General features: G+C 60.3%; 17 protein-coding genes and 2 tRNA genes. 9 read left to right on the forward strand and 10 right to left on the reverse strand.

All coding sequences use genetic code 11. From position 1 onward, the window contains the following. Positions 1–70: 70 nt before the first annotated feature. Entirely contained in the window at positions 71–259 is a 189-nt protein-coding gene (locus tag ACF8FG_RS04660; protein WP_003250541.1) for a hypothetical protein, read from the forward strand. Between the two features lie 4 nt (positions 260–263). Here ACF8FG_RS04660 and ACF8FG_RS04665 read toward each other — a convergent pair whose 3' ends face one another. The 3 genes from ACF8FG_RS04665 to nhaR form a co-directional block, all read right to left on the reverse strand. Further along, complete coding sequence (locus tag ACF8FG_RS04665; protein WP_392518619.1) at positions 264–911, reverse strand: YceH family protein; 648 nt, start codon at positions 909–911, stop codon at positions 264–266. Between the two features lie 88 nt (positions 912–999). Next, on the reverse strand, positions 1000–2211 hold the full coding sequence (gene sstT, locus ACF8FG_RS04670) for a serine/threonine transporter SstT (RefSeq protein WP_119713482.1): 1212 nt from the start codon (positions 2209–2211) through the stop codon (positions 1000–1002). 97 nt (positions 2212–2308) lie between these two features. Next, positions 2309–3202 carry a transcriptional activator NhaR gene (gene nhaR / locus ACF8FG_RS04675; RefSeq protein ID WP_003250547.1) on the reverse strand — a complete coding sequence of 298 codons (894 nt, stop codon included), beginning with the start codon at positions 3200–3202 and terminating at the stop codon, positions 2309–2311. 132 nt (positions 3203–3334) lie between these two features. Here nhaR and ACF8FG_RS04680 point away from each other — a divergent pair, with 132 nt between their 5' ends. Continuing rightward, a complete protein-coding gene (locus ACF8FG_RS04680; protein WP_003250549.1) occupies positions 3335–3574 on the forward strand; it encodes a hypothetical protein in 240 nt (79 codons plus the stop codon). 28 nt (positions 3575–3602) lie between these two features. After that, positions 3603–4355, forward strand: coding sequence for a TerC family protein (locus ACF8FG_RS04685; protein ID WP_003250551.1), 753 nt, complete (start codon positions 3603–3605; stop codon positions 4353–4355). Positions 4356–4481: 126 nt separating this feature from the next. On the opposite strand, the gene ACF8FG_RS04690 is transcribed toward ACF8FG_RS04685, so the two are convergent. Continuing rightward, entirely contained in the window at positions 4482–4655 is a 174-nt protein-coding gene (locus ACF8FG_RS04690; RefSeq protein WP_003250553.1) for a hypothetical protein, read from the reverse strand. 166 nt (positions 4656–4821) lie between these two features. Between ACF8FG_RS04690 and ACF8FG_RS04695 the strand changes: the two genes are divergently transcribed. Then, a complete protein-coding gene (locus ACF8FG_RS04695; protein ID WP_014591569.1) occupies positions 4822–5556 on the forward strand; it encodes a peptidase C39 family protein in 735 nt (244 codons plus the stop codon). Positions 5557–5667: 111 nt separating this feature from the next. Here the strand turns inward: ACF8FG_RS04695 and ACF8FG_RS04700 are convergent, their stop codons facing one another. Continuing rightward, positions 5668–6951 carry an FAD-binding oxidoreductase gene (locus tag ACF8FG_RS04700; RefSeq protein ID WP_003250557.1) on the reverse strand — a complete coding sequence of 428 codons (1284 nt, stop codon included), beginning with the start codon at positions 6949–6951 and terminating at the stop codon, positions 5668–5670. Between the two features lie 202 nt (positions 6952–7153). Between ACF8FG_RS04700 and ACF8FG_RS04705 the strand changes: the two genes are divergently transcribed. The 4 genes from ACF8FG_RS04705 to ACF8FG_RS04720 all read left to right on the forward strand — a co-directional run bounded on the left by ACF8FG_RS04705 (position 7154) and on the right by ACF8FG_RS04720 (position 8844). Beyond that, a tRNA-Val gene (locus ACF8FG_RS04705) sits at positions 7154–7230 on the forward strand. A gap of 172 nt (positions 7231–7402) precedes the next feature. Continuing rightward, positions 7403–7479 (forward strand) — tRNA-Val (locus ACF8FG_RS04710). Positions 7480–7610: 131 nt separating this feature from the next. Then, a complete protein-coding gene (locus ACF8FG_RS04715) occupies positions 7611–8180 on the forward strand; it encodes an SPOR domain-containing protein (protein WP_014591568.1) in 570 nt (189 codons plus the stop codon). Between the two features lie 238 nt (positions 8181–8418). After that, positions 8419–8844 carry a bifunctional (p)ppGpp synthetase/guanosine-3',5'-bis(diphosphate) 3'-pyrophosphohydrolase gene (locus ACF8FG_RS04720; protein ID WP_119713483.1) on the forward strand — a complete coding sequence of 142 codons (426 nt, stop codon included), beginning with the start codon at positions 8419–8421 and terminating at the stop codon, positions 8842–8844. Positions 8845–8847: 3 nt separating this feature from the next. Here the strand turns inward: ACF8FG_RS04720 and ACF8FG_RS04725 are convergent, their stop codons facing one another. The 4 genes from ACF8FG_RS04725 to cynS form a co-directional block, all read right to left on the reverse strand. Beyond that, on the reverse strand, positions 8848–9540 hold the full coding sequence (locus ACF8FG_RS04725) for an endonuclease (protein WP_019438779.1): 693 nt from the start codon (positions 9538–9540) through the stop codon (positions 8848–8850). Between the two features lie 6 nt (positions 9541–9546). After that, positions 9547–9789: a DUF1654 domain-containing protein gene (locus tag ACF8FG_RS04730; protein WP_019438780.1), complete on the reverse strand. Its 243-nt coding sequence runs from the start codon at positions 9787–9789 to the stop codon at positions 9547–9549. Positions 9790–9990: 201 nt separating this feature from the next. Further along, on the reverse strand, positions 9991–10815 hold the full coding sequence (locus tag ACF8FG_RS04735; RefSeq protein ID WP_134698337.1) for a formate/nitrite transporter family protein: 825 nt from the start codon (positions 10813–10815) through the stop codon (positions 9991–9993). 64 nt (positions 10816–10879) lie between these two features. Beyond that, positions 10880–11320 carry a cyanase gene (gene cynS / locus ACF8FG_RS04740; protein WP_014591564.1) on the reverse strand — a complete coding sequence of 147 codons (441 nt, stop codon included), beginning with the start codon at positions 11318–11320 and terminating at the stop codon, positions 10880–10882. Between the two features lie 201 nt (positions 11321–11521). On the opposite strand from cynS, the gene ACF8FG_RS04745 reads away from it, so the two are divergent. Continuing rightward, positions 11522–13396 (forward strand): sigma 54-interacting transcriptional regulator, encoded by a 1875-nt coding sequence (locus ACF8FG_RS04745; protein WP_392518620.1) that lies wholly within the window; start codon positions 11522–11524, stop codon positions 13394–13396. Between the two features lie 124 nt (positions 13397–13520). Here ACF8FG_RS04745 and ACF8FG_RS04750 read toward each other — a convergent pair whose 3' ends face one another. Beyond that, the gene (locus tag ACF8FG_RS04750) at positions 13521–14609 is read right to left on the reverse strand and encodes an asparaginase (protein ID WP_003250634.1); all 1089 of its coding nucleotides are present in this window, start codon (positions 14607–14609) and stop codon (positions 13521–13523) included. Between the last annotated feature and the right edge of the window lie 106 nt (positions 14610–14715).

Genomic DNA, 14715 nt, shown 5'->3' on the forward strand with positions numbered 1-14715 from the left:
AGGGCCGGTGCAAGCAAAGCAGGACCTGAAGGTGTCTATGCTTACTGCAGACCTCTCAGGAATCACACCCATGACCCTGATCAGCCGCGAACCCTGGTGGCTAGTCCCCCCAAAGCCCGGGCAGCAAGAGCAGGACCTGCACTGGGGCTACCTGGAAATCTACGCCGACGGTCGCGCTGTGTTCGTCGACCAGCGCCCCACTGACCGGGAGCTGGCCGAGCGCAAGAGCTGCCGCAATTTCCCTGACCCCGAGCCGTGACGGCTCAGCCTTCCAGCTCGGCCAGGCGTGCTTCCAGCGCCGTAATGCGGGCTTCGAGGGCCTCGATGCGTTCTTCTGACACACTGCCGCCACTGGTGCGCACGCCGCCTTCCTGCTGCCGTGCAGCGAGAATCGCCTCGATTTCCGCCGGGTCGCCCAAGGCATGGGTGTAGCGGTCTTCACGCTGGCCGGCCTGGCGTGGCAGGTGCAAGGCCAGGTCCCGCGTGATCAGGCGCTCCAGCTGATGCTGGATCTGCTCGGTGTCGTCAAAGTCGTGCAGGCGGTTGCTACGGGTCATCAGTTCGTTGAGGGTTTGCGGGCCTCGCAGGAACATCAGGCCCATCAGCACCAACTGCGCTGGCACCAGCTCCAGTGCCTTGTCTACCCGATGTTCCCAGCGGTCGGCACGGCTGCCCATCTGCAGGCGGGTCATGCCCTGACCTTCGAGGGCGCGCAAGGCTTGGCCGACCTGGCCTTGGGTGAGGTTCATCACCGGCTCGCGGCTGGTCTTCTGGTTGCAGGCCAGGACCAGGGCATTGAGGGTCAGCGGGTAGCTTTCCGGGCTGGTGGCCTGCTTTTCGATCAGCGAGCCGAGAACGCGGATCTCGATGCTGTTGAAGCGGCCTTCACCTGCGGTTTCGTGTTCTGACATGGCCCTGTCTCGTGGCTGGGGAAAGGCCACTAGGGTAGGTAATGCCATCGCGTAAGGCAATTGGGGCCGCAAAGCGGCCCCGGCCCTCTTAGCCGTGGCGCTGCTCTTGAGCCTGACATGCCGCGGCAGTGAACAGCACATCGGTCGAAGAATTCAGCGCCGTTTCGGCCGAATCCTGCAACACGCCGATGATGAAGCCCACCGCAACCACCTGCATGGCAATTTCGCTTGGGATGCCAAACAGGCTGCATGCCAGCGGAATCAGCAGCAGCGAACCCCCGGCCACGCCCGAGGCGCCGCAGGCGCACACTGCCGCCACCACGCTGAGCAGCACGGCAGTCGGCAGGTCCACCTGGATACCCAGGGTATGCACTGCGGCCAGGGTCAGCACGGTAATGGTGATCGCCGCACCGGCCATGTTGATGGTCGCGCCCAGCGGGATCGACACCGAGTAGGTGTCTTCATGCAGGCCAAGGCGTTCCGACAACGCCAGGTTCACCGGGATGTTGGCGGCCGAGCTGCGGGTGAAGAACGCAGTAATGCCGCTTTCGCGCAGGCACAGCAGCGTCAGCGGGTAGGGGTTGCGGCGAATCTTCCAGAACACGATCAGTGGGTTCATCACCAGCGCCACGAACAGCATGCAGCCGATCAGTACCGCCAGCAGGTGCAGGTAGCCAAGCAGCGCGTCCAGGCCCGACTGGGCCAGGGTGGAACTGACCAGGCCAAAGATGCCCAGCGGGGCGAAGCGGATGACCACGCGCACGATCAGGGTTACACCCGTGGACAGGTCTTCGACCACGGTACGGGTGGTTTCGCCGGCGTGGCGCAGGGCCACACCCAACCCGATGGCCCACGTCAGCACGCCGATGAAGTTGGCATTGAGCAGGGCATTGACCGGGTTGTCTACCGCACTCAGCAGCAGGTTCTGCAGCACCTCGGTGATGCCGCCTGGCGCGCTCAGCGTGGCCTCGCTGGTGCTTAGCGCCAGGTGCGAGGGGAACAGCATGCTGGCAACCACGGCCACCACTGCAGCGGCAAAGGTGCCCAGCAGGTACAGCCAGAGGATCGGGCGAATGTGGGTTTCCTGGCCGTGACGATGGTTGGCGACCGAAGCCATGACCAGGATGAACACCAGCACGGGCGCAACCGCCTTCAGGGCGCTGACAAACACCTTGCCAAGAAAGGCCAGGTCGCGGGCGATGGCAGGTGCCAGCAGGGCGAGGGCGATGCCGGCGAGCAGGCCGATGACGATCTGAGTCACCAGGCTGGTGCGGTTGAGGAAGCGGAGAAAAGGGGTCATGTGCAGCGGTATCTCGGAATCTGGAAAGGGCGGACTTTACCATAGAGCACCTATAGCGCATGTCGGGCCGTGTTCTTTGTCAATCAGGCTTTTGCGGCTACCAGTGAAACAACTCCCGCCGGGCCCCCTCGGTAATCGCCACGATCCCTGGGTGCTTGACCTTGCGCTCCACCGAAATGGCATAGAACGACTCGTGCACGGCCTCGGTCTGCCCGATCAGTTGCACGCCATACTGACGGCACACCTCCTCGGCGATTACGCTGGGCGCAACGAAAATGCCGCTGCCCGACTGCCCGAACGCTTGCATCAAGGCACTGTCATCGAACTCCCCCACGATCCGTGGCTGCACCTGCTGCTCGCCCAGCCACCGCAGCAGGCGGCTGCGTACCACGGTCTCCTGGCCGGGAACCAGCAGCGGAGCATCCTGCAGGCAAGCTGGAAAAGGACCTTCAAGCCGTTGTGCCAGCGCCGGGGTGGCGAAGAAGCTCAGCCCGCACTCGCCCAGCTTTTGGCTGTAGCACTTGATGTCCAGGTGGTTAGGCATGGGGCTGTCGGAAATCACCAGGTCCAGGCGTTGAATAGCCAGGTCTGCCAGTAACCGCTCAAGTTTGTCTTCGCGGCAGTTGATGCGCAGCACCTCCTCCAGGTCCATGGTCGGTGCCAGCAGGCGGTAGACAATGGATTTGGGCACCACGTCAGCCACCCCCACACGGAACAGGATCTGCTCTTGAGGGCCGGCACGCAGCATGGCTTCAAGCTCGCTGCCGATCTGAAACATCTGCTCTGCATACACCAGGGCCTGACGGCCGGTTTCTGTCAGTTCCAGCTGCCGGCCGGCGCGCTGGAACAGTTCCAGGCCGTAGGTTTGCTCGAACAGGGTGATCTGCCCGCTAATGGTTTGTGGTGTAAGGTTCAGCTGTTGGCTGGCGCGGGTGATGCTGCCCGTCTTGGCCACGGCCCAGAAGTAATGCAGCTGGCGATAATTAAGCACCGTCGGTCGTTCCGATTCGTAAAAACCGAAGTATATGCCATGAAAATACGAATTTTCCTGAACTATTGCCGTCTCTAGAATGCACGGCTATCAGGCGCCATGCGCCGCCGGGTTATTTCAAGCGAGGACACCATGCTGCAACTCAAATCCATTGGCACCCCATTGGTGCTGGCTTTGGCCCTGTTCACCCTGGCAGGCTGCGACCAGGCCGAGAAATCCGCCCAGCAGATGCTCGACCAGGCCGCGCAGTCGGCCAAACAAGCCATCGACGACACCAACAAGGCTGCCCAGCAGGCGCTGAGCGAAGCCATCGGCGGCGAAGGGCAGAAGCCCAAGGATGCCGAGAAGAAAGAAGAAACCCAGGAAATCTGACCCCAACCGCTGCTGCAGGATTTGAACAATGGAATATTTGCTGGAACTCGCCGCTAGCCCTACCGCCTGGGTTGCCCTGGCTACGCTGGTGGCCATGGAAGTTGTACTGGGCATCGACAACCTGATCTTCATCTCGATCCTGACCAACAAATTGCCGGTGGAGTACCGCTCCAAGGCGCGGCGTATCGGTATCAGCATGGCCTTGGTCATGCGGCTGGCCTTGCTCAGCACCGTGGCCTGGATCGTCCAGTTGACCGACCCGGTGTTCGAAGTGTTCGGCAACGCCTTCTCGTGGAAGGATGTGATCCTGATTGCCGGTGGTCTGTTCCTGCTGTGGAAGGCGACCAAGGAAATTCACGAAAACGTCGACCCGCATGGCGCCAAGGAGGAAGCCAAAGTCTCCTCCACGGTTACCCTGGGCTTTGCTGCGGCGATCTTCCAGATCCTGCTGCTGGACATCGTCTTCTCGGTCGACAGTATCATCACCGCCGTGGGCATGACCGAGCACCTGCCCATCATGATTATCGCCGTTATCACGGCTGTGATCGTGATGATGGTGGCTGCCGACCCGCTGGCCAATTTCATCAACGACAACCCGACCGTGGTCATGCTGGCGCTGGGCTTCCTCATCATGATCGGCATGACGCTGATCGCCGAAGGCTTTGGCGCCCATGTACCCAAGGGCTATGTATATGCGGCCATGGCGTTCTCGACGGCTATCGAGGTCCTCAACATCCTGGCCCGCCGAGCGCGTTTGAAGCGTGAGGCGGCTGAAGGTTGATGTAAAAAAGGGCGCTTCGCGCCCCTCTTGCGGACAAGCCCGCTGCACAGGTATTCGCGTGGCACTGGCAACGCGAATACCTGTGCAGCGGGCTTGTCAGTCAGTGGGCTTCGGGAAATCCTGAGGTTAGCTCACCCCGGCATGCCGCCGCGGCCGTCTTACTGGCTGTGGCTTGGCGGGTGCCTGCGGTGGCAGGTGGTGCGCATGACGCCGCACGATACGCAGTACACCCCACAGCATGGCGGCTGCGACGCTCAGCCACATACCTACCAGCATGAGAATTGCCATGGTCAGGCTCATCTGTGCCTCCATCTTTGCGGCAAGCGCTTGATTGGGCCGCGTTTACCTTCCAGACACTGCTTTAGTCTAGCCCTTCGTCTGTGACGTTCCATCGAACAATGGTCTATCTCTAGGGCCGATTCGCTCCAAGGCGCTGTCGGACTATACCCGCGCCGCTGTCGGACCTATGATCGGTGGCCAGAGCCGGGCGCTGCCTGCCTGGCGTTGGAACAAGCGAGTGTCCATGGAGCAACATTCCTTCAAGGCTGCCCCCCGGCGGCTACTGGCTGCCTGTCTGCTGGCTGCCACCCTGGCCGGCTGCGCCAGCGCACCGCCCGGCAACCTCAAAGGCCTGCCGCAGCGAGTCGAGATCAGCAGCGTGCCGTTCTACCGTGGCAACGCCAACCACAGCGGGGCCATGGCGCTGGCGGCAGTGCTGTCGCAGCAGGGGGCGCCTATTACGCCGGGCTTGCTGGATAAGCCGCTCAACCTGCCTCAGGGTGCCGAAACGCTGGATACCGCTATTCCCCGTGTGGCACGGGATTACGGTAGGGTGGTGTACCCGCTGGACAAGCAACTGGACGCGCTGCTGACCCAGGTGGCGGCGGGCAACCCGGTACTGCTGCGTTACGAGGAAGGTTCGGCCTGGTGGAGCGAGCCGCGCTATGCGGTGTTGATGGGGTATGACCGTTACAAGCAGCGGGTGCTGCTGCGCTCGGGCATGCACCGGCGACAGGTGATGGCATTCGATGAATTTGCATCGGCATGGGAGAAGCAGGGGAGTTGGGCGGTGCTGGTGCAGCCACCTCGGCAACTGCCGGCCCAGGTTGATCGCCAGCGTTGGTTGCACGCTGCGGATGAGTTGGCCAAGGCGGGGCAAGAGAGTGCGGCGAAGCAGGCGGTCAATAGCCTGAACAGATAGCGTTGCCAGTGCCGGCCTCTTCGCCGGCAAGCCCGCGTCCACAGGATTTGTGCTAATTGCACACTCCGTGTGGGCGCAGGTTTGCCTGCGAAGAGGCCAGGCCTGCCTGAATCAGAAGCCCAGGCGATCGCGCAGGCTGTAGTACCAGGCACCGATGGCGCTGAAGGGGACACGCAGCATCTGGCCACCCGGGAACGGGTAGTGCGGCAGGCCGGCAAAGGCGTCGAAACGCTCTGCCTGGCCGCGCAGGGCCTCGGCCAGCACCTTGCCCGCCAAGTGGGTATAGGTCACGCCGTGGCCCGAGCAACCCTGCGAGTAGTAGATGTTGTCGCCGATCCGGCCAACCTGTGGCAGGCGCGACAAGGTCAGCAGGAAGTTGCCGGTCCAGGCGTAGTCGATCTTCACGTTCTTCAGCTGCGGGAAGGCTTTGAGCATTTTCGGGCGGATGATCGCCTCGATGTTGGCCGGGTCACGCGCGCCGTACACCACGCCGCCACCGAAAATCAGGCGCTTGTCGCTGGTCAGGCGGTAGTAGTCGAGCAGGTAGTTGCAGTCCTCGACGCAGTAGTCCTGCGGCAGTAGGGTGCGTGCCAGTTCTTCGCCCAGTGGCTCGGTGGTGATCACCTGCGTGCCGCATGGCATGGACTTGGCGGCCAGCTCGGGTACCAGGTTGCCCAGGTAGGCGTTGCCGGCAACGATGATGAACTTGGCGCGGACCTTGCCCTGCGGGGTATGCACCACCGGGTTGGCACCACGTTCGATGCGCACGGCCGGGGTTTGCTCATAGATGATGCCACCCAGCGACTCGACCGCGGCAGCTTCGCCCAGGGCCAGGTTCAGCGGGTGGATGTGGCCGCCGCTCATGTCGAGCATGCCGCCGATGTAGCTGTCGCAGGCAACCACCTCGCGGATGCGCTTCTGGTCCATCAGCTCCAGCTGATTATGGCCAAAGCGTTCCCACAGGCGCTTTTGCGATTCCAGGTGGCCCATCTGCTTGCTGGTAAGGGCGGCGAATACGCCACCATCTTTCAGGTCGCACTGAATGTTGTACTTGGCTACGCGTTCACGAATGATGCGCCCGCCCTCGAAGGCCATGTGGCCCAGCAGCTGTGCCTGCTTGGGGCCAACGGTGCGCTCGATGACGTCAATGTCGCGGCTGTAGCTGTTGACGATCTGGCCGCCGTTGCGGCCCGATGCGCCGAAGCCGACCTTGGCCGCTTCGACGATGCTCACCTTGAAGCCGTTCTCCAGAAGGAACAGGGCGCTGGACAGGCCGGTGTAGCCAGCACCGATGATGCACACATCGGTTTCCACCTCACCCTGCAGCGCCGGACGTGGCGGCACCGGGTTGGCCGAGGCGGCGTAGTAGGACTGGGGGTAGGGGGTGTTAGCCATGCTGCAGGAACCTCGTGTTTTATATTTTTAACGAATGTACCGATGCTATCAATAATAATAAACACCCGCTAGTCGTCTGGTGAAAATCCTTTACGGGCCCCCCTCAGCCAGCCTCTCTATAAAGAGTTTAAGATTCAGTAGGTTAGCGCGAAAAAAAGTGTTGACAGGGTTTTTGTAATGCGTAGAATGCGCACCACACGACAGGCACATAGCTCAGTTGGTTAGAGCACCACCTTGACATGGTGGGGGTCGTTGGTTCGAGTCCAATTGTGCCTACCAAATCGAAAGAGGGGTGATCCGAAAGGGTCACCCCTTTTTTCATTGTCCATTGCCGCGTGTGCGGGAAAACCGCGGTCTGGACGCGAAGCGCTTGCATTCGAAAGTTTTTGATTTTTCTCAAAAAAAAGCTTTACAGGTACGCATCGGACCACTAATATGCGCACCACACGACAGGCACATAGCTCAGTTGGTTAGAGCACCACCTTGACATGGTGGGGGTCGTTGGTTCGAGTCCAATTGTGCCTACCAAATCGAAAAAGGGCGATCAGAAATGATCGCCCTTTTTGCATTTGCCCCCGAAGCAGCGTGTAACGTTTGGTCGCGGTTCGGGCATACCCCGGCGTGCTAGAATCCGCCCCTTCGAATCTGGAGGTACACGCGTGCGCAAACTGGCTGTGGTAATGGCAGTGCTCGCCCTGGCGGGCTGTGAGAACGAGGTCGAAGGCGTGCACAAGCAGGTGGCCGAACACCTGCACAACCCCAAGACCGCCAAGTTCGGCAACGTGCGGATCGACACCCAGGGCACCATCTGCGGTCAGGTCCGCGGCAAGGACGATGCCGGGCAGTACGAAGCCTACCGCAGCTACGTGGCGATCAAGCGCGATGGCCAATACGACATCATCGTCGACGATACCGGCAACAACCTGCGTATCCGTGAGCTCTGCGGTGGGGCCGACCTGCAGCGCCGTGCCGAGGCGCTGGCAGACCAGCCGGCGCCACAGGGTTGGGACGTGGAAGTGGTGCAGGGCGCCAACATGGGCGCGCTCAGCGACATGACGGCGCGCCTGATCGAGAAGGGCATCCCCTCTTCGGTGGAGTACCGCGACGGCAAGCCGGTGGTGCTGCTGGGGCCGTTCCCCACCCGTGAAGAAGCGCAGGCGCGCAGGGATGAAGTCATGGCCAAGCTAGGTACCGATTCGGTGGTCATCCAGCACGGCGCAGCACGCTAGGGTCTGTTCGAAAAGTCTTGAGACGCAGGTCAGGCAAGGCGAAAACAGCTGGGGAAGCGGAGTGTACTTGAGTACATGAGCATCCGAGGCTGTTTTCAACGCAGCATGAACAAGTATCAAGGCTTATCGTACAGAGCCTAAGCCAGTACAGTGGCGCCGAAGCCAAGGCTTGTGTCAGGCGCTGTTCACACAAGTTTGGCTATGCTTGAGTTGGGAGATGCCAAACGGGGAGGGCCTCATGTCTACACTGGAACGGGCCATTGCCGTGGCCGCCAGGGCGCATGAAGGGCAATACGATAAGGGTGGGGTGGCTTATATCCTCCACCCGTTACGCGTGATGATGCGGGTTTCCACACCTGAGCAGCGGATAGTGGCGGTGCTTCACGATGTGATCGAAGACACCCCACTGACCCTGTCCGACCTGGCGCGTGAGGGCTTCGCGCTGAAGATCCTGGCTGCGCTGCTGGCGCTTAGCCGCCGCGAAGGTGAGCCTTACCAGGATTTCGTGGTGCGCCTGGGAGAAGACCCGTTGGCGCGCACCGTCAAGCTGGCCGATCTGGCCGACAACAGCGACCTCTCGCGCATCCCTTGCCCGGGTCCCGCCGACCTGGCGCGGCTGGCCCGTTACCGGCAGGCCAGTGCCTATTTACAAGCGCTGGCCTGAGGATCAACCGCACGCCTTGAGGTTGACTGGCCCCACGAACTCGTTTCCCCGCCCCATCACGCAGGCTACCTGTTGGTTGCGTTGCTGCTCCCAGGCTTGCGGCGGGTAGGTCTTGTTCCAGGCTTCGAACAGCTGGCGGTCCTGTTTGGACAGGCGCAGGTTGTACTGCTTACTCATGTAGAAGTAGGTGCGGGCGATCATGCCGCGGATCGACGGCCGCGGCATTACCTTCTTGGCCTTGAAGTCGACCTGGGTCAGGCAGCGGCCATACTGGCCGCGTTGTTCTGGTAGCCAGCCGAAGCTGAAGTTGCTGCGGTCGCCGTTGACCTCGCCGATGCTTGGCACCAGGTTGTGCAGGTCGGCTTCGGCGCGTTTGTACACTTCGTCATGCTGCGAGCACTGCTTGCGCCCGCCGCTCTGCCAACACTGGCGCTGATGGCCGATCTGCCAGGCAGGTACGATGTGCTCCCACTCGATGCGCGACGCCCGCTGGGCATTCTTGCGTGGGGCATAGCCGCAAGATGCCAGGTCGACCTTGTTGCCTTTGTATTTACAGCCGCAATAGAACTCGGTCGATTGCGGCGCATAGAGCTTCCAGGCGACCTTCTTGGCCTCCTGGAAGGTGCGCGGGGCGTCGGCTTGAACAAGCGGAGTGGTCAGTAACAGGCAAGCTGCTGCGAAAAGCGAAACTCTCATGCGCAGTCAATCTTCCTTCGGTACAGTCCAGAAAATCTGCACACCGCCATCGTCGCGATGGGCGAGGGTGACGTTGTCGTTTTCTGCGATCTCCTGAAGCAGGGTCTCCCAGTCATCCGGGCTTTCCTGTTCCAGGCGGAAGATCAGCGCCGCACGGCTGCGCTGGGCGGTGGGGCTGTTGATGATCTTCTGGATGCGTACACCCAGCTGTTCATAGCTGCTCGGGCTGGCGGAGGCGATGCTGGACACAGGAGTTTCCTTGTTTTGCTGTATGTGCATACAGTATTTCACTGTAAGTAAATTCGCAACAGCTTGTCAGGGGAAATCCAGCGTTGGTCTGTAAGCCATGGCACCGATCTGAAATGTAAACGATGTTCGGGTTATAGCAGTGCAAAGCAAAACCTGAAGTGAGACAGGCGGCGACTGAGGCTGCCTGCCTTCTTTATCGCTTCAGCAGGCTGTTGCGCTGGTAACTTTCTTCGAGGCCGTACGGATGTGGGTGCCGTACAGCGTCAGGCCTGTAAAGGCCAGGCCGCCCACCAGGTTGCCCAGTACAGTAGGGATTTCGTTCCATACCAGGTAGTCCATGAGCGAGAAATCGCCGCCCATGATCATTGCGGAAGGGAACAGGAACATATTCACGACCGAGTGCTCGAAGCCCATGAAGAAAAACAGCATGATCGGCATCCACATGGCGATCACCTTGCCGCTCACAGAGGTGGAGATCATCGCGCCGACCACGCCCATCGACACCATCCAGTTGCACAGTACGCCACGCAGGAAGATCGTCAGCCAGCCTGCCAGCCCGTATTGCTCGTAACCCAAGGTGCGGGCCTCACCGATGCTGGCAATTTTCTCTCCCACGGCACCGGGGGAAGCATGGAAGCCATAGGTAAAGACGAAGGCCATCATGCAGGCGACCGTAAGGGCGCCGGCGAAGTTGCCGACGAACACCAGGCCCCAGTTGCGCAGAATTCCCCTAACGGTGACACCGGGACGTTTGTCCAGTAATGCCAGCGGGGTGAGCATGAAGACCCCAGTGAGCAGGTCGAAGCCCATAAGGTAGAGCATTGAAAAACCAACCGGAAACAGGACTGCGCCTAGCAGGGCTGAGCCTGTCTGCACTGCGATGGTCACTGCGAAGACGGCTGCCAGGGCCAGAATTGCCCCGGCCATGTAGCTGCGGATCAGCGTGTCGCGAGTGGACATGTGGACCTTTGATGCGCCGGCATCGAGCATCTTGGTGACAAAATCGGTGGGTAGCAGATAAGACATGGCGGCTCCCTCAACTGCGGGTAATAGGCGGCACCCCCGGAGGGATGCCGAGGGTTGGATGGGTTTACCAGGAACGGTATGGCAAGAACTTGCCATTGAGGGTCAACAGAACCCGGTCGCCTTTGGGATCTTCGATTCGCTCGACATGCATGGAAAAGTCGATGGCACTCATGATGCCGTCGCCAAATTTTTCCTGGATCACGTCTTTCAGGGTCGGGCCATAGACGCCCACGACTTCGTACAGTCGATAGATCAGCGGGTCTTGAGGGATGGACTTGTCCCAGCCCTTGACTGGGAAAGCGGTTAAGGTGGTGGCGACTTGATCATCCAGCTCCAATACCTCGCAAAGATGCGTTGCCACTTCCAGCGGCGCGCTGTTCATGCCGTAGCAGACCGATGCAAGCCATACCGGGGCCTTGCCCACTGCGTTGGCAAGATCATCCCAGCTCAGGCCCTTGCGTGCTTTCGCGGCCATGATCAGGTGATGCATTTCAAGTTTGTCCATTATTTCTGCTCCCGCAGGTTGGTTTAAAGTGAACAAACCCATAGCGAGAGATGTGCCAACCTCCATTATTTTTTAACTATCTGATTTTATTAGTTTATTTTTTTATTGACAGCGAATTGGGTTGACGAAATTTCGTGAATTACGAACTGTCGTAATATTGTTTACGAAATTTCGTAAAAAACGGTTGAAGGATATGCATCAGTGACAGACACCGTCGCCCTCGGACTCGCGGCCGACTCCGCCGTTGCCATGCTGTTAGTCCACCCGGTAGACGATCGGGTACTGCAAGCCAACAACGCCGCGCTTGATTTACTGGGCTGCACCGTAAATGAGCTACCCGGTCATGCCTTTAGCCATTTTCTGCGAGGGGGAATCGCACTGTGGGTGAGCTTTACGGATGAGGTACTGACTCAAGGCGAAGCGTGGTCGGACGACCTGCTGCTGGTGGATCTGCAACTGCGGCAAATAGCGGTGGAGGTTGCGGCTAGCGCGGTTGAGGGTGGGAAAATTGTACTGACGGTGCAGCGCCGGGATCTTCTGGAGCAGCGCCGTAATCGTGCTGAGGCGCGCCGGCAACACCGTTTGGGCCACGTGGGGTGGGAGCGGATCAGCCAGGTGTTCGAGCGCATCCAGCAGCAAAACCGGCTGATTCTTGGTGCAGTTGGCGAGGGCATCTATGGGCTCGATACCCGGGGCCAGACCACGTTCATCAACCCCGCCGCCGAGCGTATCTTGGGGTGGAGTGCCGTCGACATGATTGGCCAGGATGCCCACCATTTGTTCCACCACAGCCATAGCGACGGACGTGCGTTCGAGGTCAATCAGTGCCCCATCCATGCTTCGTTCAGCGATGGACAAGTTCATCGCGTGGACCACGAGGTGTTCTGGCACAAGAGCGGCGAACCAATCGCCGTCGAGTACACCAGCACTCCAATCTTCGAGATGGGAAGGCTGGTGGGGGCGGTGGTGCTTTTTCGGGACATCCGCGAACGACAACGCACTGAAGCGCGCCTGCGCGATGCGCTAAGTGAAGTAGAGCAGTTGAAGACTCGGCTGGAGATGGAAAACCAATACCTGCAGGAGGAAATCAACGCTCACGGCAATCACCACGAGATCGTCGGCGAAAGCCCAGCGGTCAAGCATCTGTTACAGCAGATCGAGCTGGTCGCAGCTACCGACGCCAACGTGTTGGTCACCGGCGAGTCAGGCACGGGTAAAGAGCTTGTGGCTCGCGCTATTCATGCCAGCAGCCCCCGGCGCGACCGCCCTCTGATTCGGGTCAATTGCGCCGCGGTGCCCCGTGAATTGTTCGAGAGCGAGTTCTTCGGCCACCTCAAAGGGGCCTTCACCGGAGCGGTCAGCAACCGAGTGGGTCGCTTTGAATTGGCAGACGGCGGAACCTTGTTTCTCGATGAGGTGGGAGAGATTCCGCTGGAGTTACAAAGCAAGTTGCTCCGTGTTCTACAGGATCGCCAGTTTGAGCCTGTAGGCGACAATCGCACCAGGGCCGTTGATGTGCGAGTTATCGCCGCAACGAACCGTGACCTGCGCGATATGGTCGCCCGAGGGGCGTTCCGGGAAGATTTATACTTCCGTTTGAATGTGTTCCCTATACGCTCGGTGCCGTTGCGGGAGCGACTTGAGGACATTCCGTTGCTCGCCAGCCATTTTCTTGAAAGGGCTAGCCTGGCGTTCAACAAACCGGGCATTCGCATGTCGCTGACCCAAGTCGCGGTGCTTCAGCAGTACACCTGGCCAGGCAACATTCGCGAGCTTCAAAATGTGATTGAGCGACAGACCATAGTCTCCCGAGACGGTCGCGTGAGCTTTCATGAGGTTCTGGCGCCAAGCGCTCCGTCCAGTGGCCCAGTATCTTCAATTGCACAATGCGAGCCTGAGCCGACTGCCGACAAAGACTGGGAGCGGCAGATGAAGCTGAATGCGATCTCTGTGCTCAAACGAACAGCGGGGAAAGTCTCCGGCGAGGGTGGTGCTGCGCGATTGCTGGGGTTGAAGCCCACAACCTTGGCGTCTCGACTCAAAAAGTGGGGCGTTGATCCGAGAGATTACAAATAAAGCCACTCGTGCAAGCCTGAGAAGAAACCCACTGATGCGAGCACCAGTTGAGTGGCGGCGGGGCGGGGTTGATCTGGAAAGGAAGAATGGCCGGTGACGTGGGGCACCGGCCATGGGTGGTTGATCAGTACTCCCAGAAGATGCGTTGCAGCTCTTTGCTGTCCTGGGTCTTGGTCATTGCCACCATCGCCAGGATCCGCGCTTTTTGCGGGTTCAGGTCGTGAGCCACGACCCAGTCATTCTTGTCATCCGGCTGTTCGGCGTTACGCAGTACGAAACCACCCTGGTTGACATGCGACGAGCGGATGATCTGCACGCCGTTCTTGCGCAGTTCTTGCAGCGCCGGGACTACCCGCGACGATACCGAACCGTTGCCGGTACCGGCATGGATCAGCGCCTTGGCGCCGTTCTGTGCCAACGCCTTGTAGGCGGTGTCCGTGACGTTGCCATAGCCATAGGCAATGTCCACCTGCGGCAGGCTGCTGATCTGCTTGATATCGAACTCGGAATTGACCGTATGGCGCTTTGCCGGCAGGCGGAACCAGTACGATTTGCCTTCCACTACCATGCCCATCGGGCCCCAGGCGCTCTTGAAGGCTTCGGTCTTGATGTTGACCGCCTTGCTCACATCGCGGCCGGACTGGATCTCGTCGTTCATGGTCACCAGCACGCCCTTGCCACGCGACTGCTTGTCGCTGGCTACGGCCACGGCGTTGTACAGGTTGAGCATGCCATCGGCGGACATGGCGGTGCCCGGGCGCATCGAGCCGACCACCACGATTGGCTTGTCGGTCTTCTCTACCAGGTTGAGGAAGTAGGCGGTTTCTTCGAGGGTGTCGGTGCCGTGGGTGATGACGATGCCGTCCACATCCTTGCTTTCGGCCAGCTCGGCGACGCGCTTGCCCAGCTTCAGCAGGTCGTCATTGCTGATGCTCTCGGAGGCGATCTGCATCACTTGCTCGCCACGTACATTGGCGATGTCGGCCAGTTCCGGCACGCCGGCGATGAGTTTGTCGACGCCCAGCTTGGCAGCCTGGTAAGTGGCGCTGTTGGCAGCGCTGGCACCGGCGCCGGCAATGGTGCCGCCGGTGGCGAGGATGACCACATTGGCCAGCTTCTGTTGGGTTTCGGCTTCTTTGGCCGAGGCGCTGGATGGCAGGATCAGCAGCAGGGCGAGTGCGCTTGGGGCGAAGGTTTTCAGTGCGGCATTCATCGTTATTGTTCTCGCTTCCTAGTGAGTTAGTTATTGAGTCGCGCAGGGCTATAGGCATTTTTCGTACCAAGGCACCACGCGTTGCCCGGGTTGGAGCGGCCTTGCG

It is taken from the genome of Pseudomonas sp. YQ_6 (genome assembly GCF_043103245.1).
GTDB lineage: Bacteria > Pseudomonadota > Gammaproteobacteria > Pseudomonadales > Pseudomonadaceae > Aquipseudomonas > Aquipseudomonas alloputida.

Bases quoted from the DNA above. Each gene is read 5' to 3' on its own strand.
- ACF8FG_RS04660 (WP_003250541.1), top strand. From the start codon at position 71: ATGACCCTGATCAGCCGCGAACCCTGGTGGCTAGTCCCCCCAAAGCCC.
- ACF8FG_RS04665 (WP_392518619.1), bottom strand. From the start codon at position 911: ATGTCAGAACACGAAACCGCAGGTGAAGGCCGCTTCAACAGCATCGAG.
- sstT (WP_119713482.1), bottom strand. From the start codon at position 2,211: ATGACCCCTTTTCTCCGCTTCCTCAACCGCACCAGCCTGGTGACTCAG.
- ACF8FG_RS04680 (WP_003250549.1), top strand. From the start codon at position 3,335: ATGCTGCAACTCAAATCCATTGGCACCCCATTGGTGCTGGCTTTGGCC.
- ACF8FG_RS04685 (WP_003250551.1), top strand. From the start codon at position 3,603: ATGGAATATTTGCTGGAACTCGCCGCTAGCCCTACCGCCTGGGTTGCC.
- ACF8FG_RS04690 (WP_003250553.1), bottom strand. From the start codon at position 4,655: ATGAGCCTGACCATGGCAATTCTCATGCTGGTAGGTATGTGGCTGAGC.
- ACF8FG_RS04695 (WP_014591569.1), top strand. From the start codon at position 4,822: ATGATCGGTGGCCAGAGCCGGGCGCTGCCTGCCTGGCGTTGGAACAAG.
- ACF8FG_RS04700 (WP_003250557.1), bottom strand. From the start codon at position 6,951: ATGGCTAACACCCCCTACCCCCAGTCCTACTACGCCGCCTCGGCCAAC.
- ACF8FG_RS04720 (WP_119713483.1), top strand. From the start codon at position 8,419: ATGTCTACACTGGAACGGGCCATTGCCGTGGCCGCCAGGGCGCATGAA.
- ACF8FG_RS04725 (WP_019438779.1), bottom strand. From the start codon at position 9,540: ATGAGAGTTTCGCTTTTCGCAGCAGCTTGCCTGTTACTGACCACTCCG.
- ACF8FG_RS04735 (WP_134698337.1), bottom strand. From the start codon at position 10,815: ATGTCTTATCTGCTACCCACCGATTTTGTCACCAAGATGCTCGATGCC.
- cynS (WP_014591564.1), bottom strand. From the start codon at position 11,320: ATGGACAAACTTGAAATGCATCACCTGATCATGGCCGCGAAAGCACGC.
- ACF8FG_RS04750 (WP_003250634.1), bottom strand. From the start codon at position 14,609: ATGAATGCCGCACTGAAAACCTTCGCCCCAAGCGCACTCGCCCTGCTG.